A 24,795-nucleotide genomic window follows, 5' to 3' on the forward strand; every position below is an offset into this window, starting at 1 on the left:
TTTTTCAACATTTTCTACAGATATTCGTCGTCCTGTCTGAAAATTTTTCAACATCCTGCGTTGGGGAATTTCGAATTCGAGAACTAAGCATCCTTAATTAAGAAACAACTAATTTTTTTTATCTCAATGAATAAAACTTGCGAACAAGTTTGGGAAAAGTGTCTTAATATAATTAGGGATATAGTAGAATGGCAGCCGTTTAAGACATGGTTTGAACCAATTAAACCCATTAAACTTGAAAACAATGTTTTAACCATCCAGGTCCCCAGCCAATTCTTTTATGAATACCTTGAGGAGCATTATGTGGGGTTGTTAGGAAAAACCATCAAGAGAGAATTAGGTAAAGAAGCCCGGTTGGAGTATCGCATTGTAGTAGAGAACGGTACGCCACATCAGCATCCCAGAACAGTAAACATGCCCACGCAGTTTACCAAACCTCAGAAAGACAATGAAGTAGATTTTCCTTTAACGATTCACAACCCGGTTAAGAATCCCTTTGTTATTCCGGGCATTAAAAGGGTACAGATTGACTCGCAGCTAAATCCAAATTATACGTTTGATGCGTATGTAGAAGGAGACAGTAACCGTGTGGCAAGACGTGCAGGTAAAACAGTGGCCGAAAAGCCCGGTGGTACCTCCTTTAATCCGCTGGTAATATATGGTGGAGTAGGTTTGGGAAAAACCCATCTTGCACAGGCAGTAGGCAATGATGTAAAACGTATACATCCTAACAAAGCAGTGTTATATGTAAGTGCAGAGAAATTCATTAACCAGTTTATAGATCATTCCAAAAACAATATCATCAACGACTTTATCCACTTTTACCAGTTGATAGATGTGTTGATTGTAGATGATATCCAGTTCTTTGCCCGCGCAGAGAAAACACAGGATGCCTTCTTCGCTATCTTTAACCACCTGCATCAATCCGGTAAGCAGCTGATCTTAACCTCTGATAAGGCGCCTAAAGATCTGGACGGGGTACAGGAAAGATTACTGAGCCGCTTCCGCTGGGGACTGAGCGCTGATATCCAGATCCCCGATTTTGAAACCCGGATGGAAATCCTGGAAATGAAGATGCGGAACGATGGGCTGGAAATGCCGAAAGAAGTAGTGAAGTATGTAGCCTATAACATCCAGACAAACGTACGTGAACTGGAAGGCGCGCTGATTTCGCTGCTGGCGCAATCATCGCTGAACCGGAAGGAAATAGACCTGGAACTGGCGAAGCGTGTATTGAAATCTTTCGTAAAAACATCTTCCAAAGAAATTACGATTGAGAGCATCCAGAAAATGGTCTGCGAATATTTTGATGTGCCTTATGATAAGCTGTTGCAAAAAACACGTAAGCGTGAAATTGTACAGGCCAGGCAAATCACCATGTATCTTGCCAAATCATTTACTAAAAACTCCCTGAAAACAATCGGTGAACATTTTGGTGGACGGGATCATACCACCGTTATCCACAGTTGTCAGACAGTAAAAGACCTGATGGATACAGACAACAACTTCCGTGACAGCGTAATTGAACTACAACAGAAAGTACAACTGGCGGCCATGTAGCCTGCCTTAGCCCTGATAACCTATTTCAAAAAGCCGTGCAGCACCTGCATGGCTTTTTTATGTCCACCCTTACGGGTGCTGGGTTTTAGGCGATTTTTTTGGGACCTGATGCAAGTTTTTTTGTAAAAAAATGAATTTGCTTTTGGAGAATATAAAACTTTTCCTATTTTTGCAGCCCCTTCAGGGAAATAATGGAGAGATGCCTGAGTGGCCGAAAGGAACGGTTTGCTAAACCGTCATACGGGTTAAACTGTATCGAGGGTTCGAATCCCTCTCTCTCCGCAAACAAATTGAAAAGCCTTCAAGTCGTTGGATTTGAAGGCTTTTTCTTGTTCGAAATATTGCCACAGGAAGATCTATTGGATAAGATTGAATAGTTTGATTATCAAGTTGTTGGTAGGCTCCTGGAATCTTTGAGATTTCTCATGCCCAGGAATGCGCCCTGGCTTTTTTAGTTCGGTAATTACATCGTCACATGTAGTGAAAGATCTCGATATCTTGATGAAATAAAGTAAAAGCCAAAACTAAAAACAGGGACTTCACCACACTGAATGCCCTGCTCAAAGTGAACCTGAAAACCACGTATAAAGTACAGCAGGATCAGGCCGGTGTGTACCACCGCACAACCCAGATCACCAACCCCTCGAAATCGCCGCTAATTCATAAACCGTTCTCTGTATTCAATTGGTGTTAGCCCAACTTCTTTTTTAAACAGCCTTGAAAAATAAGGTGGATTCTCAAAACCTAATTGATAGGCTGTTTCCGCGACGGTTTTATCGGTACTCATAAGCAAATTTTTTGCTTCGTCAATTAGAAAAATATGTATGTGTTCTAATGCAGTCTTCCCGGTTTCTTGTTTTAGCAAATCACTCAAATATCTTGTAGAAATTGTTAATTCCGATGCCATATATTTAACGGTTGGCAAGCCTTTACTTTGCAAGTTTCCGTTTTCAAAGTATATTCTTAAAATCTCGGAAAACCTGGAAATAATTGTCCCTGAAAATACAGCACGGTTTAGAAACTGTCGCTTGTAAAACCGTTGGGCATATTTTAGAATGGAATCGATATGAGTTACAATAATGTCTTTGCTGTATTCGTCCTGGTTATTGTGATATTCGGATTGTATTTTGTAATATAAATCCCAAATTATTTCTTCCTCTTTTGGTGATAAATGCAATGCCTCATTTACTTCATAGTCGAAATAGCCGTATTTTTTTATTTCTGAATGAAGATTATGTTTGAGTAAATAGTCCTCGTGAAAAAAAATTATAAACGCTTTTTCAGTCAATTCAATATTGCTGATTTCGATGATTTGTCTTGGTTTTACAAATGCCATTGAACCATTATCAAAGTCGAATTTTGTTTTGCCATAAAAAAAATTACCCGACTTGATCTTTTTGAGAGCTATCATATAAAAATCACCTGTGAATTTGCTGTTGCCAATTGTACAAGTTTTTAAATCCTGGCAAGTTACCAAACTTAGTAACGGATTTTCAGGGGCCGAATATCCGTTTGTATTGTGTAATTCGCTAATGGTTTTAAAATGGTTCATAATTTTCATATTTACAAAAGAACAAAATAAATGTGTTTTGATTAATTCTTTTTTACCCAATAGTTAAAGATAGCACAAGTCCTTATACAAAGAACTTTTGCTATCCTAACTACTATTAACCCCACTAATTGTCTTTTACTTGCCCCCTAAAAAAAATTCCACTTCTCTTACGAAATCTTCATGGTACTGAAATAACCCACCATGACCTGCATCACTCCAAATAATTAGTTTAGAGTTTGGAATATATTGCGACAATGTAAAAGAGTTAATTGATGGCACTATAAGATCGGAAGTTCCATTGACTATTAAAACAGGTTGTTTAATTGCTAAAAGTTGTTTGTGATCGTTGTCTTTTTGATAACCATAAGTTATAATTGCTTTAGCCTGAGCGCCTACTGTTTCATTACTGCTAGGCGTATCCCTGTCAGTGGTTCTTAGTTGAAGCCTTTTCATAAATGCCTTTCCAGCGTTAATGCCCAGTTCTGATTTTGTAAAAAACAGATTGATTAAGGCATTTTCGGGCCCATCTTTCATCCCTTCATTTATCACTGATTCTAAATTGGTAATTCCTTCTGAACCTATTGGGCCGGTTCCGGCTAATATTATTTTTCTTACCAATGATGGGTTATTTGAAGCAATGTCTTGTGCGATAAAGCCGCCCAGGGAAAAGCCTAATAAATCGACATAATTATAACCAAGTGCTTTAATAAAATCAACTGCGTCCTTAGCCATTTCAGAAACAGCGTCAGGGGTTTTGCCACTGCTACTGCTCACACCTTTGTTATTAAATAGGATAACATGGTGATTTTTTGCCAAAGCATTTGTAATTGCCGGATCCCAATTATCCATAGTACCTGTAAAGTGCTGCAAAAATACAATTGGTGTTCCTCCTTTTTGTCCAAAGGAGCGATAAGCGAATTTTGTACTTTTAACATCTACAAATTGAGTGGGAACCGTTTCGTGAGTAAACGTTGTGTTACCCGTGTTTGAATTTGTTTGCATTTTTTTATTTGTTTAAATTATAATGATGTAAAATTAGAGCTTGTATCTAGTTCAGTAGTTATACAGAAGTCGGAAGATGTGATACGATTTAACGGGTTAAGCCGGTATTATTTACTTTCAGCAATTATAATTGCAGCTAGTTTATCTGGCATAGAAATGAAAGGTGTATGGCTGCTTGGCAGGGTATATGCCTTAGCCACTTTACCAGCGTTTACCATGTATTGCTGAGCAGGATAGCTGATCGCATGGTCATTCAATGTATAAATATAGACTTTCTTAATGCTGCCATAATTCTTTTCGGTCAGGTGAACCGGTGTAGCCAGGGGAGCCAGAGGTTCGGGTCTAATATTGGCTGCTATATAGTTTTGAACATTCTGTGGTGCATCGGCAGCAAAAACATCTGCTGCACCGCCTTTCGCAATTATTGCAGCACCGTGCGGTTCATCGATAGTAAGATACTTGCCGATATGTGAGGCAGAATCTTGTTTTGCAAGTCCTAAAAGACTATCGCCATTATGCGGCAGACCTGCTGCAAGGTAGATCAGCTCTTTAATCTGTGAGTGAATTTCTTCTGCTACCTGGCTAATCACCATTCCTGCAAAGCTATGCCCCACCAAAATTACATGAGTGCGGGTACCTATAGCTGCCTTTACCTCGTCAACGTAAGTTTGAAATGTTATTGTTGCAAAAGAGGTGGTGTCTTTTCCGTGACCTGCAAGGTTAACAACTATTACCTCATGCCCCTGGGCTTTTAATAACGGCACTACAGCGTCCCATGAAGAAGCATCTGCCCATGCACCATGAACTAAAACAATTGTTTCTGTTTTTTTGTTAAATTTTATTTGTGCTGTGGCAAATGAAGCGTAACCAAGCACACTCAATGCGATTGTTGTTAGTAATGTTTTCATTTCAATATTTTTTTATAATAATTAATGAAACAAAATTACCTAACAAACCATGCTATCTGATTATACAAAAGTCGGAAGGTGTGATACGATTTAACGGAGCGAATTGTATCTATGTTAATATTTTCCAACGTTATGTCTGCCTGTGGGTTTCGAAGCGTTACCACTAACCTCCTACAGTATGCTCACCTCCATCCAATACTACACTCTTTTGTAATTTTTATAACTTGTGGTGAGTAGCCAATTCTCCTGAAAGCATGTATGTCATAAACTTTTGCAGATCAGGGGTTTAGACTCCCGATTTTCCTCTTGATGGCGCATCTGATAGAGGATTGCCACAATAACATTTCAAGATTCCGCGCAAAGGAAACTCTTCATCAATAACAGTTCTTGTTTTTTCGGGTCTTTTCATTTTTTGCTGAACCATTCTCCACGTGGTTAGGTCAACTATTGGTTCATGAATGCCATCAAACAAACCTCTTGCGTAATTTTTGTAAGCATCCAGCTTTAGTAAACCTGCATATGCAGGTTTCGTAAGTACCCGCTCTATAGACACATTACCCTTGGTGCAAAAACCTAATTGCCAGGCATGCTCTTTTTATTAGATATAGTGGAGTATTCTTGAGATAGGTATCGAAAATAAAACAGGCAATTTTCGCTTCAGTTTCTTCAACTATAAGATGTCGATTTTTCCCTTCTCCCTCTTTCCTGTAACCGAACATTCTTTATCCTTTTTTATCAACTTCGCTCAGTTAAATGATGCTCGAAAATCCATCGGAGTTTGAGCAGTTTTGCTTTTAAACAGTTTATTGAAACTTTGTGGATGTTCAAACCCCAACTCATAAGCAATCTCACTTATAGTCAATTCGGTTGTTGATAGTTTTATTTTAGCCAGGTCAATGACCTTTTCTATAATGAATTGTTTAGTACTTTGTCCCGTCAGGTTTTTCAGTAAACGACTCAAATAATTAGGTGAAAGATTCAGCTTGTCGGCAAAGTAAGTGACAGGCGGTATACCAGCGGACGGCAAACTTTGTGTAGTAAAATATTCATTCAGTAATTCTTCCATACGGCCGACAACCTGGTGGTTGCTGATCTTTCGGGTAATGAACTGGCGCTGATAAAAACGTTCAACATAAGTTAGCAGGAGTTCCAGTTGGACCACAATAACTTCCTGACTAAGATTGTCTATCCGCGCCTGGTACTCCTGCTGTATATTTTGCATGATACTGACCATCATCAGCTGCTCACTTTCCGATAGGTGAAGCGCTTCGTTTGCCTTATAATCAAAAAATTCATACCTGCGAATTTTGTCAGCCAGGTGCGTATGCCACAACAAATCCGGATGAACGAGCAGTAACCAGCCCTTGTGCCCGGTTATAGCTTCCATAGGGCCCTCGATAGAAAGCACCTGCATGGGGGCCATAAACAGCATTACGCCTTCGTCAAAATCAACGTCCTGCTGGCCGTATTTTAGCCTGGCATGAAAAGTTTTTTTAAGGGCAATACAGTAAAAGTTAAGCATGATGGTAGACGGCTCCTGCTCCGGGTTATAAGGCATATCTTCAAACCGGCACAAACTTACCAGCGGATGCTCCGGAGCAGGTAAACCCAGCCTCTGGTGGTACTCCGATATAGACTTGATATGTACAGGTGCCTTCTTTGCCATGTAACCTCAATAAATATGTTTACAAATTTAATAATTGTTTCAAGCCTGCCTTCAGGTCAACCGGCTTTCTGCCTAAAGCATGTTCCAGATCATTGGTAACCACGCTCCCCTGCCCATTTTGAATATCGGTATAGAAGGGCGCCATCATCATTACCACATGCTCAGGCATCCCCTTCTTCCGTGATTGTTGCTTATAGTACTCCATACTCACAGGGGTATAGCTCACCTGTTTGCCGGATAGTTCGCTCAGGGCTTCTGCAACATCATCAAATGAATACACCTGGCTGCCGGTAAAGTTGTAAATCCGGTTTGTATAATCATCTTGTGCCAATACATTACCAATGGCTGCTGCCTCGTCGCTTCTAAGCGCATAAGAGACTTTCCCGTCACCCGCAGGTAGACTGATACCATTTTCCAGCACATCTTTGCCAAGCATGTAATGTGCCATTGAATCCATGTAAAGAACATTTCTAAATATGTGGTAATTCAGTCCGCTGGCTATAAGATAATCCTCTGTTTCAAAATGCGTTTGCATGATGTAATTGACCAGTGAATTTCTGTCCCGGAGGCAGTTGCCGGTATAACCCAGGCATCGTACGCCGGCTTTTTTTGCCGCATCGATAACATTTTTGTGTTGTTCTACCACCTTAGTCATATCCAGCCCGGAAACAAGTAATGCTTTATCAATACCCTTCATAGCTTCTTCAAGGGAAGATTTGTTGTCATAGTCGCCGATACGAATGTCAATCCCTTTTTCTTTTAATTCAGCAGCCTTGTTTTCGTCGCGTACCAAAGCTGCAATCTGACTGGCTGGAACATTGTTTCGAAGTAATGTATCGATCACGATACCACCAAGTTTACCGGTAGCCCCTGTTATTAGTATCATATTGTTATCAATTTTAGACAACAAAGCTAGGTTGGTGGCTAATGTTTTAATAAAGCATAACAGGCTTTTTATAAGTAAAATCTAACCAACCTGTAAATATTACATGCTCCACTCAGCTACTGTTACAACTTCAGCATGTTTTGGGAATATCTTTTGAATCAAATGTTGATGTGTTTCAGGGTCCATATCTTCACAAGCATCAGACAATACGGTTATCTGGTAATCCTTGTCGAATGCAGAACAAAATGTGGACATTACAATGCCACTGGTGGAAATACCGCATAGTACCAGATGCTCTATTTGTGCCGCTTGCAATATCATATCCAAGTCATTGCCGCTAAAAGCGCTTACCCTTTTTTTGTCTACTAAAAGATCAGTTGGTTGAATTCCTGTGCCTGGATGCACCTGCATAAAATGGTGCAATTGTTCATTGGACATTGTTTTGAGTGCAGAAAATAGTTTGTTTTTGGCACTGATTTCCGGCATCCCATCTTTGTAACCAAGTCTGACAAATATGGGTAAAATGTCTTTCTCTCTGGCGACCTTTACGGCTTCTCCGACTTTTTTTACAACGTTTTCGCCATTTTCAGGCAATCTGCTCAGGATTGCCATTTGCAAATCCATAACCAGGATTGCTGTTTTGTTATTGCTCATTGTTTTTTATTTTTTTTTGAATTAAACTTTTATAAAAAATAGTAGCGAGTGCGATGGATAAAATACCCTGTAGCCATAGCGTTTGCATCGAACCGATAACAGGCGCCAATCTTCCGGTCAAAATGCTTCCCAACGGCAACATTCCGAATATCGCCATAGCTATAAAACTCACTACCCGGCCTCTGAAATTTCGGTCTGTTTCGGTTTGAACAATCGTCATGCAAATTGTTGTCTGGCAAAGTGAACTATAACCAATAACGGCCAACGTGACAGTCGTTAAAATCAAGTTGGTGGAACTGGCGAAAGCCAATAAACTCAACCCTAACAAAATTGTATTGACAATAATCAGGCGTCTTAAATTTACTGATTTTTTGAATGTAGCTTGATGGAATGCACCGGCAAAAGCACCCACGCCAATTGCCGCATTTAACCATCCATAGGTTGCCGCATTTCCTTTGAACACTTCTTTTGCATAGACGGGTAATAAGGTCATATAAGGTAAAACCAGGAAATTGCTGAGTGCAGTGAGCATAATAATGGTGGCCAATGTTGTATGCACTTTCAAATACCCGATGGCTTCTTTCAAACTTCCTTTTTGCCTGGATTGGCCAGGCGCAAAGGCATCTGCAGGAAAACGCATTGCAGCAATGCCACCAATCACCGCAATGAAACTAATCGCGTTCATCAAAAAGCAGTAGGCTGAACTGTATTTTGCCAAAACAAATCCTGCCAATGCCGGTCCCAACAAACGTGCAAATGTGTTTAAAGAGGAATTGAGCGCTACGGCATTGGTCAAATCCTGCGGATTGTCGATAATTTCATTAATCATCGATTGTCGAACCGGAACATCATAGGCATTGACAATTCCCAAAAAGGCACTCAGTCCTAAAATCAACGGAATATTATAAACACCCGAAAATGCAAATGCAGTAAGTAATACTGCTTGAAGAGCGGATAGTATTTGGGTGAGCATCAGAATTTTATAGCGGTTACAGCGATCTGCTATAATGCCACCCCGAACGGAAAATACAAAGGATGGAAATTGTTCCGCAAAAGTGGCAACGCCCACCATAAACGCACTATTGGTAATACTATAAACCATCCAGATGACAGCAGTGCGTTGCATCCACATGCCAATCCTGGAAATAAGCTGCCCGGTAAAAAAGAGCGAAAAGTTCCTACTTTTAAGGGATCGAAAGACTTCTGAAACTTGCATCAATTTGATTGCATTAATTACTTCTGATGCAAAATTATTTTCCTCGTGCCCGTTAGAGTGTGATATATATCAAAAACGGATCAGTATTTATTGCTGCGAATCCTGCTAAGCGTTTCCCTTGTGATGCCAATGTAAGATGCAAGGAAAGCTAGCGGGATCCTTTGTAGCAGCTCGGGTTTGTTTTTTAAGATGTATTGGTAACGGTTGGCGGGAGCATTCATGCGCATCATGGTATAATGCTCTTCTGTAGCAGAAAGCACCCGGATAGCCAGCCTCCTTACAAATGTAGAAAAGGCATTGTGTACGTCTTCCCGCTTTGGATAAGACCTGTTATTAAGTATCCATACTACCGAATCTTCCATCGCCTGGATGATGACCTGTGAGCTTTCCCGGTTTATATACGACGTAAAGCTGGTTGTGAATTGCCCTTCAAAAGCAAAGCTCAGGTTCACATCTATACCGTCATTATTGTAATAGTTGCGAAGGCTGCCTGATTCTACCAAATAGAATGTATTGCACTTTTCACCTTCGGCTAGCAGGTCTTTACCTTTAACCAGGGAGACTTGTTTTAATAATGATGCTATGATCTTCAACTCCTGATCAGAGAAAGGATATATGCTATTAATCGATTCTTTAACGATCTTATTCATCTTTCAATTATATTGAAAACTATTAATCATAGTTGTATGACGGCAGCGCCAGTCTATCCTACAGAATATTTCCTGGGCTTTTCCCCAATATACTGCTCAAAAACCCTGGGGGAATGGCTCAGGTTGGTAACCCCAGGTTGATAGCCAACTTCCGAAACTGGTACAAGGCGGATAGTAATTGCTGTTTGATGGCATAGATGGCCTTAATATCCTCAATATGCGGTGCTGTAAGTTACTAAAACGCGATCGAAGGTATTTTGCTGATGCTTCACCAGTTATCGCTTCTGCACAGAGCTTTGAAGCGAAGATTGATAGTTTGATCCTGCGCCTGCTCAATGATAGAGACGGCCCTGGTGGTGTATTCATGGTCGCTCAAAACGGGAAAGTAATTTATCAGAAAGCAGTAGGCAAAGCTAACCTGGAATCAGATGTGAACTTAACTCCCGAAAATGTATTCCAATTAGGCTCCATGACAAAGCAGTTTACCGTCATCGCTATACTAATGCTGGAAGAGCAAGGTAAATTAAATGTAAAGGATCCCATCTCCAAATACCCAAAAACATATTTTTGATAAAGCTGGGATGAGTCAGTCTTACTATTGCAGCGACAGACAAATCATCCCGAAAAGAGCGTACGGATACCATAGGAAAGAATACGGGTATGTAAATAAAACGATGATCAGTTTTAGTGTTCCTTTTTCATCGGGTTCGTTGATGTCAGCCACCGGCGATATGCTGAAGTGGCAGAATGCTTTAAACAAACATCTGCTGCTTAATGCGGAGGAAACAGAAAAAGCATTTACCGGGTATAAATTGAATAATGGAGAAGGATTTAACTATGGTTATGGCTGGCATCTCAGAAAGATAAAAGACATACCAGACAGAGAGCACAGGGGCAGTATATTTGGATTTAAAACGATGGGAATCTATATCCCCGGTGAAGATATTTATGTGATAGGAATGAGTAACTGCGACTGTAATTCGCCGACGAAGTTAACAGGAGATGAATTAGGAAAACGCAAGCGGTGACTGATATGCCAACGTGAGTTGAAGAGGCGGGGCGCTCATTGCTAATGGATTAAAATTAACTGATATATTATAGGAAATACCACATGTTGGGATAATGTGACTATTACTTCTCGGATACTTCTTGGATACTTCTCGGATACTTAGGACTCGTCTATGCGTCGTAGTCCCTATACAGTTCCTATACAGTCCCTATACTGTCCCCATACACTCCCTATACTGTTCCCATACACTCACAATACACTCACAATACACTTCCAATACACTCCCCATACACTATGCCCCTAAAAAAATACCCCGAACTTATCAGGTTATAAGTGATTATTCCTTCGCAGATTTGGTAAAATAATCGGGTGGATACATCTTTTGTCCATACTTTTCAGCAAGATCCTGCATTTTTTTCTTCATGGCATCGTCCATTACCGGCGGTGGCAAAAACTCGCCTTCAGCAACGGGCACACCAAGCTCCAGGAACATTTCTTCAAGGCCGGAAGGAACTACTACGCACAACAACTTCGCCATGTTGTTGGACTTATTCCTGAAACCATGTACAATACCGCCCCTTGGGATTACAATAAATGCGCCTTGCTCCGCGGTATAGGTGCCATTTTCCGACTGTACTTCCACCTCACCTTCCACTACATAAAAGGATTCCTGGAAATCAGGGTGGGCATGAGGACCGGGTCCACCACCCGGCGGCACCAGCATTTCGATGGTGGCGAACTCACCATCCGTTTCTTTCCCGGAAATAAGGATCCGGTAGTTGCCACCAGCCACAGAAAGGCTTTGTCCCTGGTGGGCGCCTGATGTGATCACGGGTTTCTTTGCTGCTTCCATTTTAGCAATTTGAAGATGACTACCTGAGTTTACAAAATATTGCCTTCAAATATCTTTTGCTTTTTATTCCATACGTTCCAATACTCAGCTTTGGCTTCACTATTTAGGAAAGAGGCATCGATCAGCTTTCCCTTGGTCCGGTGCATGTCTGAAGATCATCATGAATTCTTTCATTTTCCTGAATTTTAAAGTTAAATGATGCTGTTTACGACCTTATGACAATTGACATCCGGACTATCGGACAAATTACTTTTTGCGGAAATTAAGATACAGATTTTTGTGGAGACAGATGACCATAATTGTCTTACAAGATAGCTTTAAAACCGAACATTTTATGGTTTAAAACCGGACATATTGCAATTACTTTAAAGTGTAATTATCTAGTATAAAGATATTCGATATCTGGCACTTTGTTGGCGTTCCACAAAAACAGATCAATCTTGCATCCGTATGTTCAGAAGTTATCTGAAAACAGCTTTCAGAAACCTTTTCAGGAATAAATTATTTTCCGGTCTTAATATTTTCGGACTGGCTACAGGCATGGCCTGCAGTATTCTTATTTTCCTGTGGGTGCAGGATGAACTGGGCTACGACCGGTTTAATACCAATGCAGAGCATATTTACCGGCTTACAGCCCGTGTAGGAGATATAGAAGCAGCAGTAGTACCTGTTCCGGCTGCAATGGCTATCCGGGAAGCTATTCCGGGGGTAAAGAATGTGACGCGGCTGGCAGCCCTGCAAAGCATGGTAACGATCGGTAATCAGAAGTACGAAGAAAAAAATATCTACTACGCCGACACTAATTTTCTCCGCATCTTTAATTATCCCCTTTTGCTGGGCGACGCTTCCCGCTTGCTGTCGGGTCCCGATGGTGTATTACTTACCGTGAGCAGCGCGAAGAAGTACTTTGGCAGTCCCGAAAATGCAATGGGCAAAACCCTGCACATCGATAATGATTACAATGGCAATAACCTGCTGGTAACCGGGATATTGAAAGATATTCCCCACAACTCACACCTGCAGTTCGACATGTTGCTCCCCATTCAGCTTTATGAAAGAACGATCAACCCGGAACAGGCATGGGGCAATTTTGATGTTTATACTTACCTGCTGATGGATGATCATTTCAGTGGTACACAGTCGGCATTGGCATCGCTACAGCAGCAGATCATGGCGCTTTACCGCCGCCTTGATATATCCAAAACGAATGGGTTCCTCTATCTTCAGCCACTCAGGGACGTGCATCTGCGTTCCCGCCTGATGCTCGATGTAGCAGGACAAGGTAATTATCAACAGGTAAAGATCTTTTCCCTGATTGCAGTTTTTATATTACTGATTGCCGGCATCAATTTTATGAACCTGTCTACTGCTTTGTCCGGGCAGCGCGCCAAAGAAGTGGGCATGCGTAAAACAGTAGGCGCGTTGCGGTCGCAACTGGTGATGCAGTTTTTAAGCGAGGCATTGTTATTATCTTTTATCTCCCTGATTATCGGGCTGGCGATGGCATGGGCGCTGATACCATTATTCAACCAGCTGGCGGCGAAATCTATCTCCATTAGCCTGCTGAATATAAAATTCATAGCCAGCCTCTTAGGGATAGCAATAGGCGTAGGCTTGCTTTCCGGAAGTTACCCGGCGCTATACCTTTCTTCTTTTAACCCGGTTAAAGTATTGAAAGGTGTAAAGATGTTACACGGCAGGAAAACCTTTTTCAGGAACAGCCTGATCATCGTGCAGTTCTCCATTGCAGTGATCCTGATAGTGAGTACTATTGTGGTGTATAAACAACTGCATTTTATCCGTACAATGGATATCGGGTATAATAAAGAAAATCTCCTGTATGTACCTATTCCCCGCCTGGGCGACCTGCAGCGTAACCAGGTGGCATTGAAAGCCGTAATGAGCCAGTATCCGGAAATAGATGATTATACATTTATCAGTCACCTGCCTACAGATCTGCCTACCGGTACGCGTTCGGTTGAATGGGAAGGAAAAGATCCGCAGGTAGACCTGGTGTTTCCGCAAATGTGGGTAGATGATCATTTTGTGAATACTTTCAGGATGCGTATAAAGAGCGGCAGGTTTTTTTCTAAAAATTTTAAGGGAGATGAGAATAATTATGTGCTTAATGAAACGGCCATAAAGGCAATGAAGCTAAATATGGGAACCGCGCCGGGAACGAAAATAACGATGGATCGCCGGACAGGTGTTATCATCGGGATAGTAAAAGATTTCAACTTCAAACCGGTACAACAACCCATTCAACCGCTGATTATCAGGAACGGCAGTTCCGGCAATTTTAACGGTAACACGGGATATATTGTGCAGCGGACTACCCCTGCCAACATGCAGCGAAATCTGGGTACGATGAAAAAAGTGTTTCAGCAGGTATATACCGATTTCCCATTTTCTTTTGGTTTTGTAAATGAAGACCTGTCGCGCTTATACCTTGCAGAGCAGCGGATGGGAAAACTGTTCAATATTTTCTCTGTGCTTTCAGTGATTGTATCCTGCCTGGGACTTTTCGGCCTCACTACTTTTGCCACGCAAAAACGTATCAAGGAAATAGGAGTAAGGAAAGTGCTGGGCGCCAGCGTAACGGGCATTGTGGGGATGTTGTCGAAAGATTTTTTAAAGCTGGTGGTATTGGCTTTGCTGATTGCCTTCCCGGTAGCCTGGTGGGTGATGAATAAATGGTTGCAGAATTTTGCCTATCATATCAGCATCCGCTGGTGGTTTTTCGCAATGGCAGGAGTTATTGCCGTGGTAATTTCCTTTATAACTGTCAGTTACCAGTCTATCAAAGCAGCCAGGTCCAATCCGGTGAAAAGTCTGCGTACGGAATAAATCTCCTGGAAGTAAGTGACTGCGCTTTTGGGCGATCATACTTTACCCGTTCGTTGTTTTTTTTGAAAATAGTTGTATCGTGTAATGTAGTGTGGTACTGTATTCTGTGAGATTTCTATCTTTTTGATAAAAAAAATTTGTTTTTATGTTAAACATTTTCCTACATTTGCACTCCGCAATTGAAGCAAAGGTATTGCCGCAAGGGCAGCCGTTAATGCTGAAGAAGTGGACTAAGAAGGGATTTCGGGGCGTAGCGTAGCCCGGTATCGCGCCTGCTTTGGGAGCAGGAGGTCGCAGGTTCGAATCCTGCCGCCCCGACTTTGAAAAGAAGCCTTGCATTTATGCAGGGCTTTTTTATTTTAACAATTCCCGGGTAAGAGAAACTGATCAGTTTTGGGCGGGAAGATTCTTCTAAAGGATTTTTGTTCTTCAACAGATCATCAGCAACCTATTCTGTCCGGATTTTTCCTTTGGTGCACGGTGAAGGCATGGAGGAACTTGACTTTCAGGATGATCAACTGCCAACCTCCATAGGTTACCAAGACCTAAGCTTATTGGACGTGCATCAGGTTTAGCCTGATAATGTAGATCAAAGAAATGTTCACTTAAGAATGATTCGAAACCTTCGTCTGCTCCATGATATAATTTTTTGAGTTCATCACGTATTTCTGGAATAAGTACTTTCTTTTTGCCTTGTGAGTTTGGCAATATTTCACTCGACTCGCCATCATAAGTACATAAAAAGGTATCGACTGGTATGGGAGAGCGATCTACATGAAAAGAATAAACATCGGTTGGAAAAAACGGGTAGGTATCATCCCGATCATAGTATTTGATCACATTAAGGATTGGCAATGCGCCATGAGCTTTTAATATCTTTAAGTCATTTAAAAGAATTTCACGGGCAAGTTGCCCTTGTTCACTCAACTGAAGTTCACAAAGTTCCTCTTGTTCAATTCCCGTTATATTTCCGCTTAGCTTTACCTTTTTTATAATCTCGGAAAAATCACCTGTTAGTTTACGGGTCCAACAAATCGCGTTAATTTCTCCATTAAATGGCGTAGAAACCAGGTCTTGAAAATTAGTGACATAGTGGATATGTTTCTCAGCATGAGATAAATCTATCATAATAGCTAATATAAATACAAAATAGTAGCCGGTCACCCCCTGTTGGGTAGCACCCGCCTCCGTCATATAAATATAGCCAATGATAATTATAAAACAGGAATCAAACCGGACGAAAAGGTGGGTATAAATATTATACTGCGGATAAGGTTACCTGAAAATGTCACGAGTGAATGTCTGGCCATTTTTGTACCTCAGTATTTATCATTCTCCAAATTCTTAATTAGAATTGACATAAATCAGTAAATCTATGCTTTAAAGGCTTTTTATTTAATTTTGTAAACAGTCGAAATAGTTTTCTATTCTGCCTATAAAGATTTTAATGTCCTTGTGGCGCCGGTTTAACCACAAAATGTCGGCCGCATTACAGCGCTATTTCAAACAGGCTGGAGGTGCCCTCTTTGTAATGAGCAGGTAATTCATTACTTGCCACCGGCGCTACGATACCAAGATAATTAAAACCGCAGCTTACGTAATAGTTATTCAGCTTATCGTTACCACTGCCGGTATCCATCCTGATATAGTTTTTTCCGATACTTACTGCATATTCCCTGGCCCATTGTACAATATGCTTTACATAGCCGTTGCCCCTGAAATCCGGATGGGTGGCGATTCGGTGAATATAAATGGCCGGGTCTTTATCCTTTTCTTTCCAGATAAACGGATCCTGGAACGTAATAGAAAAAATGCAGGCAATCCGGTCATCTTCCATTATTTTCCATAACCTTTTTTCACGGATATCTGTTTCAATCAGCACCCGGTCAAACCCCTGCCAGTGTTTTTGTGCTATTTTCTTTTGAAGTTGTGTGCCGGCTTCATAAAGACTAAAGATAACATCGATATTTTCCGGTGTGCTGTTAACTATCTGCATCATAGAACAAATATTGAGACCGTAAAATTCAGCTATAAAATGTAAATAAAACAGATTCAGTTTTGTTTATTTTAACCATATCAGATTTGTTGTTGTGCTTATCAGTGGAGAGTCTGTGAAATATATTTATCTTTATAAAATAACTGGGAACCGCTGATGAAGCTAACGATATCAGGCTACTCTACTGCCTTGTTTTCTACCTAGTACTTCCTCGAAGAACTGGGTATTTTAATGGATGCAGGAGATGGATTAACCGCAGCGCTTTTGCAAAAAAGCAGGAAGATTAATTATGTATTTATTTCTCATGCAGACAGGGATCATTTAACCGGCCTTTTGCAAGGCCCCTGTTTTTTTCGGAAGGATTTGTTTTTATGGATATTTATTTCCTACATTTGCATCCCGCTACACAGCATCGGAGACGGGGCGTAGCGTAGCCCGGTATCGCGCCTGCTTTGGGAGCAGGAGGTCGCAGGTTCGAATCCTGCCGCCCCGACTTGACAGGACAAATGAGATTCATGCTCGTTTGTCCTGTTTTTATTTTGGGTAAAATCCTTGTCCGGTAGGGGATCAAGGACCAAGGATCCCTTTATATTTTAAACTACAGAATCTCTTCAAAATCATCATCTACATTGCAAACGCTATAGCGTATATAAATTAAAATCTCCATTTAACTACCATTGTTAGTACCCAAGCTGTTAAAGAAATTATAATAATTAATGCCATTCGTATTGTTTGGTAATATTATTACAAATAATAAACGGAAATGAAGCGGAACGAATTTCTGGCTGCACCAGGTATAAATTCAGCAGCAGTGATCTTAACGACTTGTTTGGGATGTTCGAAGAATTCAGGAGGAGGAATGGCTCCATCCAATTCCCATCAAACATTGCAGTCGTGTTCATCCTTACGGATTTACGCTTAAATAACTGTAATAACAATATGAAACTATTAATCTCTCTGTTTTTGATTTTTGTAAGTCCAGGTGTGAATTGGTTAGAGAGTTTCCAGGAAGCGCAAACCGATGCACTTATATCACATAAGTTGATCCTGATTAATTTTTCAGGATCTGATTGGTGCGGACCATGTATTCGTCTCAGACAAGAAATCCTGGAGTCGAAAACTTTTGAAGACTATGCCGCTTCACATCTTTTGCTTGTGCGGGCAGACTTTCCCCGCCAAAAGAAAAATCAGCTGAGTAAAGCACAGGTGCAACGGAACGAAGCCCTCGCTGATAAGTATAACCCGGAAGGAAAGTTTCCCTATACATTGCTGGTAGATGAAAATGGTAAGGTGTTAAAGGTCTGGGATGGATTTCCCGGAGGAACACCTGAAAAATTTGTTGGAGAAATAAATGCAATGGCGCATGATTCACACTAATCCCCCAACAACCGGACAACAATTACATAAACAGGTCACAAAGCTCATGGGGAACCGCTTTGAGTTCAGTGTGGTCTGTGACGATAAAATCGAGGCGGAAGCGCATATTCAGGCGGCCATTTTTGAAGTTGACCGTATTGAAAAGCTGCTGACTACCTTCAGTAATGATAGTCAGACCAGCGAAATAAACCGCCATGCGGGAATACATCCTGTAAAAGTAGACCAGGAAGTATTTGATCTCATCAAACGGTCATTGAAAATATCCTCGCTCACTCAGGGCGCGTTTGATATAACTTATGGTGGTATTGATAAAAGTCTCTGGAATTTCGATGTAAATATGAAGGCCTTACCCGATTCGCTTGTGGCGAAAGAGGCGGTCAGGCTGATCAATTACAGGAATGTTATCCTTGATGAAAATGCCGGTACTGTTTTTCTGAAAGAAGCCGGTATGCGGATAGGTTTTGGGGGCATCGGTAAGGGGTATGCAGCAGACCGTGCCAAAATGGTCCTGCAGGCCAGAGGCCTTAAAAGCGGTATTGTCAATGCTGCCGGTGATCTGATTACCTGGGGAACCCAACCCAATGGTAAACCGTGGACTATTGCCATCGCAGACCCCGATCATTCCAGGACCCCTTTCTCCACACTTAACATCAGTAATATGGCCATCGCTACTTCTGGCAATTATGAGAAGTACGCTATCATAGATGGCCGGAAGTATTCGCATACGATTGATCCTGCCACCGGCCTACCTGTTACAGGAATAAAAAGCGTCAGTATTATTTGCCCCAGCGCAGAACTTGCGGATGCTATGGCCACACCCGTAATGGTAATGGGGGCAAAAGTAGGCCTCGATCTCATTAATCAGATGCAACAAATTGCCTGTGTAATTATAGATGAACACCATCATATTTTTTGTTCCAATAATATAAACATAAAAAACTGACATGAAGAGAAGTGTTTGCTTAATACTGCTTGTTGCCTTCCTCTCTTTGGTTCACAGCTCCTGTACTATTGTGAAGGCTTATCAAAAAAACAAGCTAAATGACACAGAAATGGATCTGTCGGCAAGAAAGTCACAGAAATTTGAGCAAAGTTTTCAGCTCTATAGGGAAGGAGGTTCCGGCGCCAATGGTGGAAAAAGCGGTGGGGGCTGCGGTTGTAACTAAACTAAAAATGCGGTAAATGAGACGATTAAATTTGAGTGTACTGGCGCTATACCTGGGAATACTGAGCTCACATGCACAGGCGCAGGAAAAACAAACAAAAGATACTTCTAACTATCAATCGCGGAAACTCAATCTGGATGAAATAAATATTGTATCTGCCTATTATACGCAGGATGGAAACAACTCTGCAGTAACCGGTGGTATTGGCACAGAGAAACTTACCGATTTCGCCAATACCTTTGATATACAGCTTTCAACGTTTAACAAAAAGGGGCATAAACATACTTTCCTGTTTGAATTGGGTATAGATCATTATACTTCTGCATCATCTGACAAAATTGATCCCCAGAGTATCTCCTCTGCATCCAGTTCTGATACACGGATTTATCCGTCTTTAAACTGGACCAATACAAATGTAAAGACCGGCAATGCTTTTGGAATAACAGCCTCCTATTCCCATGAATTCGATTATCAGTCATTTGGGGCAGGTGTAAACATTACAAGGGTTTCCAAAGATAAGAACCGGCAGTTCGATTTTAGACTACAGGCTTTCCTGGATAGATGGAAGGTGATATTACCAGTCGAGTTGCGGCCACCCGGGTATGGTTCCGGATCAGAGGGGGATCAACGTGCCCTGGATTATAAACCCAGGAATTCCTTCAGTGCTTCTTTTGGCTTATCACAGGTGATCAATTCACGACTGCAGGCTATGCTCGTTATTGAACCATCCTATCAGCATGGTTTGTTGGCTACCAGGTATCAGCGTAATTATTTTACAGACGGTTCGGAACGGATAGAAAATCTTCCGGACAATCGTTACAAATTGCCAATAGCTATCAGGTTTAATTACTTTCTGGCGGATCGCTTTATTATACGTACCTTCTATCGTTACTATATGGATAGCTGGGGAATCAGGGCACATACCGCTGAAATTGAAGTACCTGTTAAATTGACTTCGTTTGTATCTTTGAGTCCATTCTATCGATATAATAACCAACAAGGTACCCGTTATTTTGCCCCCTTTGGTCAGCATAATCCTGCAGATAAATATTATACCAGTGATTATGACCTGTCTACACTTCATAGCAGTTTCGCAGGAGGGAATATACGGTTGTCGCCTCCTAAAGGCGTCTTAGGCTGGCAGCATTTTAACTCGTTAGAGTTGAGATACGGACATTATATGCGTTCCACAGGCTTAAATAGTGACATAGTAACCTTAGCATTAAAATTTAAGTAGCTATCCAGCTCAAATACCATAAAATAGTATATCCAAGACTAAATTGATATGAAAAGTAAGAAGATCATCCTATGGATAATATTACTGATAGCTGTTTTGATACAGTTTTATCGTCCTGCAAGAAATATATCTCCTTCGGCACAGCCCTATGATATAACAACTGCCTACAATACTTCCGCAGAAGTAAAGGATATATTAAGCCGGGCCTGTAATGACTGTCATAGTAACAATACTGTTTATCCCTGGTATTCCGAAATTCAGCCGGTAGCCTGGTGGATGAGCAAACATGTGAAGGATGGAAAACGTCATCTTAATTTTAACGAATTCACCAACAATCCAATTTCCCGGCAGTATAAAAAACTTGGAGAAAGCGCCGAGATGGTAAATGAAGGGGAAATGCCATTGTCATCTTATATCATCCTTCACACAAATGCCAGATTAACAGCACCTGAAAAGAAACTTCTTATCGACTGGTGTGAAGGAATACGCAACATGATGAAGGAAAAGTATCCGGCGGATAGTTTTGTTATTAAATGGAGTAACAGTGGTAAAGAAAGTTGAATGAGCTGCATGGCTCAATACAACTGATTGCGCAATATTCTTTTGATCATTTGTATTGTTGAACGGCTGATCTGGCCCTTGTATTTTTGGAGAATGGTACTTTCACTGACGCCATCACTCAGCTCGTTTACTACCCGCAGCCATTTGCCGAGGAATTCCGAATTGGGGGTACGGTATCTCATCAAGCGCCTCACAGTTTCAATAATGGATTTATTCACTGTGCCCTCGTGAAGCTCAAATACCTCGTCGTTATTAAGTCCGAGCTTAATGTCATCGGTAATCCTGGAATAATCCTGCAGGTATTTTTCGTTGGCCTCCATTACCTGTAACAGGGGATTGTCGCTGAAAGCGATGTCAGTATATTTCCGGTGCTGTTTCTGTAATGCCTGCAGGGCATAGTTCCGGGCAATATTATCGCAGATGATGAGGTCGTCTTTATTGAGTTCAAACCATTCGCCTTTCACACGCTTATGCTGAAAAACAATATGCAGGCTCTCTTCCAGGTCCGTCATATTCAATGCCGCATACTGCCTGATAACACGGAACATTACGGGCAGGTGTGTATGATAAGCCGCCAGCCGCTTATGCAGGTCCTGCGTTTTACCGATCTTATACAGGTTTTTACCTGTGTTCAGAATGTACACACACTTACCAATTTGTACTTGCTCCATGAGGTGATTTCGCGCTTGCTGGTGATAATTATGTTATCAATTTACGACTATGATTCTTATATACAAAATGGAATAATCATCTTAATTTATAATATGATGCGTGTATGGCGCATGAAGGGACAGCACACGCGCCCGGTGTAGTTATTAAACAAGGGTTTGAGTTGTAAAGATGGGCAGTTTGGTTTTGAGTTTACTTCTCCGAAAGCATAAGCGCTACTTTGTGCTGAGCCGCTATTTTTTTCAACGCAGTTTTATTTTCTTCAGTGAGGGCGCTGCACCACCTGAGATCCAGTGTTTTCAATCCATTCTCCATGAGGTCTTTTAGTGCATTCAAAACCCCACCCGCCAGTGTCGTTACCTTTCTGAGCTCGCGTTGTCCATCTGAAGCGGTGGTGGTGGTGGCTTCACCGGGTGATTTCTCGCTGGTAATAGTTCGCGCAAGGCTCAAATACTGCAGGCTCCTCATTTTTCCGAGCGTTTGATAGCAGGCTTCATCCATAAATTCCGCTCTTATCAACTCCAGGTGTTTTATTGGCAGCGTCAACAGCGCTGAGAACTTATCCTTCGGAGGTGGAGTACCGGATGTAGGGTTGTTAAAGATAAGGGTATTAAGACTATGAAACCTGAGCAGGACATCTGATGACCAGTCATTCGGGAAAACAGGTTTTACTAAATTCAGCGTTGTTGTATTTTTATCTGCAGAAGAAATTTCATCGACAAAACCATCGCCCGTTTTTCTGAGCCCCTTAACTTCAGTATTAATTTCCGGCTTAGCCTGCGTCAGTTTTTGATAAAGCGCTACCCCGGTTAAACCCAGTCCTGCTGAAAGCAGCCCCCAGGTTATGCCGTATGAGAGCCCGATAGCTGATGCAATAGCTGCCACAATAATAACAGTTGTGGAATTTTCGGAAATTTTTAAACCAAGCAATTTGGCAACCTCCATCAGGGTATCCATAGAAACTCTTTGTACTACCGGATTGGCGACCGTTTTTTGCTGAGCAACCGGCGAATCCGGTTGGCTGTGATGAAAATCCCGGGCCTTGGTTCCCATCACATCGGCCTCGTGTTCCAATCCTTTGTCGTTATTCACGGCTACGTTCTGCCTCAATTGCAGGGGCGGGGCGGGTAAACTTATTCCACCGCTGCTATGCATATCATTAGCCATCGCGCGGGATGGAATTTCAGCCTTGTTTTTTTCATTAACAGGAGAGAACATCTGAGGGACGTTTGAGGTGGAGGGAAAAATGTGATAGAGATTCATCTGCCGGGCGTATACTAATATACAGATAATTTCTTAATGATAAAATATTGCGCTATTCTTCCCAGTTGCTCAAATATCTCGCAGTAAAATTTAACCCGTTGGTGTACATGAACTTCCCGATCACTTCGTCGAGATAATTCATATCGAGAGATCCGTCTGTTGTATTGTAGCGAAGTGAGCGTGTATTGTTATTATCTCCTGTATTCAGATATTTATCGGCAACAGGTAAATATTTTTTCAGGCCGGCTGGCAGGTCAGATAACTTCAGGACATTATCTATCCGGTTGATAGGATTAATCAGTCCGTCGAAATCAGAACCAATACAGATATGATCCCACGGTGAAGTGCCTGGTTCCCATCCTATGCCGGCATTCCCGATCCTCACGGCGTAAATAATGTGAAGGCACAACAGCATCAGGTGCCGCTCCGCCCTCGACGGGATGTTCAGGAAATCAAATAATTTCTCTGCGCCCGGAAGCTGTCCGTCTCTGAAAAGTTTTTCCCATTCTTCCCTGGCAATGTATTCAGGATCAAAATATTCCGGCCGGTTGCTGTCAACCATTTTTTCGGCGCCGAGAATACGCTGGTCAAGACTGATACCGATCATTCCCCGTGAGCCCATGATCTCTATGATTTCTTCATCAAATAAATTGATGGTCCAGGGATTACCATAAAGGCCGCTATTGATGCTGTCGTTTGTTTTTCCGATTTTCCGGTTTTCGGATTCCACGATACTCACAAATACGCCATCCTGCTGACCTGTGGTGGATCTGAACTGTTTTTTAGCGAGATAATTATTTAGTGAAGTAAACGTAAACCCTGTATGAGAGGTGATGATCGGCAGCCTGTTTACTACCGGGGCTTCATTGATCAGCGATTCGCGGTAACGGTAGTAATGAAACCGTGTGTACACACTCATGTGTTTCAGATCAATCAACACCGGTCGCTTTTCATGCAGCAGGGCCTGGCGTATCACTTTTTTACCCAACTGCGTAAGCCCAAGACCCGCTTTGGGCATGAAGTCCTCGCTGCTGAATGCCACCTGGGCCTGCTTGTTAAGCCCCTGTGCAAACCCGCCCAGCGGCTGTTCCGGGATATAGCTAAGGTGGCAGAGATTAATACTGATAAAATCCAGTTCACTGTTGTCCTGGATATCTTTCAGGTTCAGTTCCGGCGTTCTGGATAATGCGGCGCCACGGATAGGAACATCGGATAAATTATGACCGCCTTCTATAGAAAAGATGAGGTATCGTTGTGTGTCATCATTATTCAGCGCATCTGTTATTTGTTGTACGGATTTACCTTCCCAATCTTTTCTACCGGTATATTTTATGTGATAAGGCGTCGCTTCAAGTATGGCTTTACTATCCAGGTACATTTTTACCTGTTGCTGAAACTCCGCGTAGTAGCTTGTTTTGCCGTCCCTGGTTTTATTTACGATCTCTTTATTTAAAGGTAGTATATGGGAGAAGTCGATGCCGAGAACATGCAGAATTCTACGGGCAAAGGCATGTTCCAGGCTGATAATAGAAGCTACCCCCAGGTAGAGCTGGCTGTTTTTCACCTGGTCGGGCGACGACTGGCTGTTGAATGGTCCGCCGAAAAGATCGTTCAGCAAACTGGCCACGCCGGTGGTTTTTACCTGTTCATTTATAGGGGTGCCATTGCTGAGATAATGTTTGAACAGCAGGTGGAAATGAAAGTCGAATATTTTGTTTGTCAT

The 24,795-nt window shown here is 41.8% G+C and carries 24 protein-coding genes and 3 tRNA genes; 12 read left to right on the forward strand and 15 right to left on the reverse strand.

Annotation, left to right across the window (positions count from 1 at the left end; all coding sequences use genetic code 11):
- The first annotated feature begins 126 nt into the window (after window positions 1-126).
- Together dnaA and ACMXI2_RS00010 are read left to right on the forward strand one after the other, a co-directional pair.
- Window positions 127-1,560, forward strand: coding sequence for a chromosomal replication initiator protein DnaA (gene dnaA / locus ACMXI2_RS00005; RefSeq protein WP_079469646.1), 1,434 nt, complete (start codon window positions 127-129; stop codon window positions 1,558-1,560).
- A 193-nt stretch (window positions 1,561-1,753) separates the two neighbouring features.
- Window positions 1,754-1,842: transfer RNA gene (locus ACMXI2_RS00010), tRNA-Ser, on the forward strand.
- Window positions 1,843-2,215: 373 nt separating this feature from the next.
- Here the strand turns inward: ACMXI2_RS00010 and ACMXI2_RS00015 are convergent.
- From ACMXI2_RS00015 to ACMXI2_RS00055, 9 genes are all read right to left on the reverse strand, one after another.
- On the reverse strand, window positions 2,216-3,112 hold the full coding sequence (locus ACMXI2_RS00015; RefSeq protein WP_483779699.1) for a helix-turn-helix domain-containing protein: 897 nt from the start codon (window positions 3,110-3,112) through the stop codon (window positions 2,216-2,218).
- Window positions 3,113-3,247: 135 nt separating this feature from the next.
- Window positions 3,248-4,114 (reverse strand): alpha/beta fold hydrolase, encoded by an 867-nt coding sequence (locus ACMXI2_RS00020; RefSeq protein WP_483779700.1) that lies wholly within the window; start codon window positions 4,112-4,114, stop codon window positions 3,248-3,250.
- 107 nt (window positions 4,115-4,221) lie between these two features.
- Window positions 4,222-5,022 carry an alpha/beta fold hydrolase gene (locus ACMXI2_RS00025; protein WP_483779701.1) on the reverse strand — a complete coding sequence of 267 codons (801 nt, stop codon included), beginning with the start codon at window positions 5,020-5,022 and terminating at the stop codon, window positions 4,222-4,224.
- A 286-nt stretch (window positions 5,023-5,308) separates the two neighbouring features.
- Window positions 5,309-5,575 carry a recombinase family protein gene (locus tag ACMXI2_RS00030; RefSeq protein WP_483779702.1) on the reverse strand — a complete coding sequence of 89 codons (267 nt, stop codon included), beginning with the start codon at window positions 5,573-5,575 and terminating at the stop codon, window positions 5,309-5,311.
- 192 nt (window positions 5,576-5,767) lie between these two features.
- Window positions 5,768-6,688 carry a helix-turn-helix domain-containing protein gene (locus ACMXI2_RS00035; RefSeq protein WP_483779703.1) on the reverse strand — a complete coding sequence of 307 codons (921 nt, stop codon included), beginning with the start codon at window positions 6,686-6,688 and terminating at the stop codon, window positions 5,768-5,770.
- A gap of 19 nt (window positions 6,689-6,707) precedes the next feature.
- Window positions 6,708-7,574 (reverse strand): SDR family oxidoreductase, encoded by an 867-nt coding sequence (locus ACMXI2_RS00040; RefSeq protein WP_483779704.1) that lies wholly within the window; start codon window positions 7,572-7,574, stop codon window positions 6,708-6,710.
- A 99-nt stretch (window positions 7,575-7,673) separates the two neighbouring features.
- Complete coding sequence (locus ACMXI2_RS00045; RefSeq protein ID WP_483779705.1) at window positions 7,674-8,228, reverse strand: cysteine hydrolase family protein; 555 nt, start codon at window positions 8,226-8,228, stop codon at window positions 7,674-7,676.
- Entirely contained in the window at window positions 8,218-9,444 is a 1,227-nt protein-coding gene (locus ACMXI2_RS00050; RefSeq protein ID WP_483779706.1) for an MFS transporter, read from the reverse strand. The genes ACMXI2_RS00045 and ACMXI2_RS00050 overlap by 11 nt, the downstream gene beginning before the upstream one ends.
- 80 nt (window positions 9,445-9,524) lie before the next feature.
- Entirely contained in the window at window positions 9,525-10,094 is a 570-nt protein-coding gene (locus tag ACMXI2_RS00055; RefSeq protein ID WP_483779707.1) for a Crp/Fnr family transcriptional regulator, read from the reverse strand.
- A 217-nt stretch (window positions 10,095-10,311) separates the two neighbouring features.
- Here ACMXI2_RS00055 and ACMXI2_RS00060 point away from each other — a divergent pair, with 217 nt between their 5' ends.
- Window positions 10,312-10,665, forward strand: coding sequence for a serine hydrolase domain-containing protein (locus ACMXI2_RS00060; protein WP_483779708.1), 354 nt, complete (start codon window positions 10,312-10,314; stop codon window positions 10,663-10,665).
- Window positions 10,666-10,675: 10 nt separating this feature from the next.
- Window positions 10,676-11,122: a serine hydrolase gene (locus ACMXI2_RS00065; protein ID WP_483779709.1), complete on the forward strand. Its 447-nt coding sequence runs from the start codon at window positions 10,676-10,678 to the stop codon at window positions 11,120-11,122.
- 318 nt (window positions 11,123-11,440) lie between these two features.
- On the opposite strand, the gene ACMXI2_RS00070 is transcribed toward ACMXI2_RS00065, so the two are convergent.
- Window positions 11,441-11,956 (reverse strand): cupin domain-containing protein, encoded by a 516-nt coding sequence (locus ACMXI2_RS00070; RefSeq protein ID WP_483779710.1) that lies wholly within the window; start codon window positions 11,954-11,956, stop codon window positions 11,441-11,443.
- Window positions 11,957-12,406: 450 nt separating this feature from the next.
- Between ACMXI2_RS00070 and ACMXI2_RS00075 the strand changes: the two genes are divergently transcribed.
- On the forward strand, window positions 12,407-14,803 hold the full coding sequence (locus ACMXI2_RS00075) for an ABC transporter permease (protein ID WP_483779711.1): 2,397 nt from the start codon (window positions 12,407-12,409) through the stop codon (window positions 14,801-14,803).
- Window positions 14,804-15,047: 244 nt separating this feature from the next.
- Window positions 15,048-15,121 (forward strand) — tRNA-Pro (locus tag ACMXI2_RS00080).
- Between the two features lie 111 nt (window positions 15,122-15,232).
- Here the strand turns inward: ACMXI2_RS00080 and ACMXI2_RS00085 are convergent.
- Together ACMXI2_RS00085 and ACMXI2_RS00090 are read right to left on the reverse strand one after the other, a co-directional pair.
- On the reverse strand, window positions 15,233-15,931 hold the full coding sequence (locus ACMXI2_RS00085) for a hypothetical protein (protein ID WP_483779712.1): 699 nt from the start codon (window positions 15,929-15,931) through the stop codon (window positions 15,233-15,235).
- Between the two features lie 361 nt (window positions 15,932-16,292).
- Window positions 16,293-16,802 (reverse strand): GNAT family N-acetyltransferase, encoded by a 510-nt coding sequence (locus tag ACMXI2_RS00090; RefSeq protein WP_483779713.1) that lies wholly within the window; start codon window positions 16,800-16,802, stop codon window positions 16,293-16,295.
- 416 nt (window positions 16,803-17,218) lie between these two features.
- On the opposite strand from ACMXI2_RS00090, the gene ACMXI2_RS00095 reads away from it, so the two are divergent.
- The 6 genes from ACMXI2_RS00095 to ACMXI2_RS00120 all read left to right on the forward strand — a co-directional run bounded on the left by ACMXI2_RS00095 (window position 17,219) and on the right by ACMXI2_RS00120 (window position 21,140).
- A tRNA-Pro gene (locus ACMXI2_RS00095) sits at window positions 17,219-17,292 on the forward strand.
- A gap of 446 nt (window positions 17,293-17,738) precedes the next feature.
- Entirely contained in the window at window positions 17,739-18,176 is a 438-nt protein-coding gene (locus ACMXI2_RS00100) for a thioredoxin family protein (RefSeq protein WP_483779714.1), read from the forward strand.
- A complete protein-coding gene (locus ACMXI2_RS00105) occupies window positions 18,163-19,119 on the forward strand; it encodes an FAD:protein FMN transferase (protein ID WP_483779715.1) in 957 nt (318 codons plus the stop codon). Before ACMXI2_RS00100 ends, ACMXI2_RS00105 begins: the two co-directional genes overlap by 14 nt.
- Before the next feature lies 1 nt (window position 19,120).
- Entirely contained in the window at window positions 19,121-19,342 is a 222-nt protein-coding gene (locus ACMXI2_RS00110; protein ID WP_483779716.1) for a DUF4266 domain-containing protein, read from the forward strand.
- Between the two features lie 16 nt (window positions 19,343-19,358).
- A complete protein-coding gene (locus ACMXI2_RS00115; protein ID WP_483779717.1) occupies window positions 19,359-20,579 on the forward strand; it encodes a DUF3570 domain-containing protein in 1,221 nt (406 codons plus the stop codon).
- A 48-nt stretch (window positions 20,580-20,627) separates the two neighbouring features.
- Window positions 20,628-21,140 carry a heme-binding domain-containing protein gene (locus ACMXI2_RS00120; RefSeq protein WP_483779718.1) on the forward strand — a complete coding sequence of 171 codons (513 nt, stop codon included), beginning with the start codon at window positions 20,628-20,630 and terminating at the stop codon, window positions 21,138-21,140.
- 14 nt (window positions 21,141-21,154) lie between these two features.
- Here ACMXI2_RS00120 and ACMXI2_RS00125 read toward each other — a convergent pair whose 3' ends face one another.
- The 3 genes from ACMXI2_RS00125 to ACMXI2_RS00135 all read right to left on the reverse strand — a co-directional run bounded on the left by ACMXI2_RS00125 (window position 21,155) and on the right by ACMXI2_RS00135 (window position 24,795).
- A complete protein-coding gene (locus ACMXI2_RS00125) occupies window positions 21,155-21,811 on the reverse strand; it encodes a GIY-YIG nuclease family protein (RefSeq protein ID WP_483779719.1) in 657 nt (218 codons plus the stop codon).
- Between the two features lie 190 nt (window positions 21,812-22,001).
- Window positions 22,002-23,072 carry a hypothetical protein gene (locus ACMXI2_RS00130; RefSeq protein WP_483779720.1) on the reverse strand — a complete coding sequence of 357 codons (1,071 nt, stop codon included), beginning with the start codon at window positions 23,070-23,072 and terminating at the stop codon, window positions 22,002-22,004.
- 52 nt (window positions 23,073-23,124) lie between these two features.
- The gene (locus tag ACMXI2_RS00135; protein ID WP_483779721.1) at window positions 23,125-24,795 is read right to left on the reverse strand and encodes a hypothetical protein; all 1,671 of its coding nucleotides are present in this window, start codon (window positions 24,793-24,795) and stop codon (window positions 23,125-23,127) included.

The sequence above is a fragment of the Chitinophaga sp. G7 BAM 1005 genome, assembly GCF_057126945.1.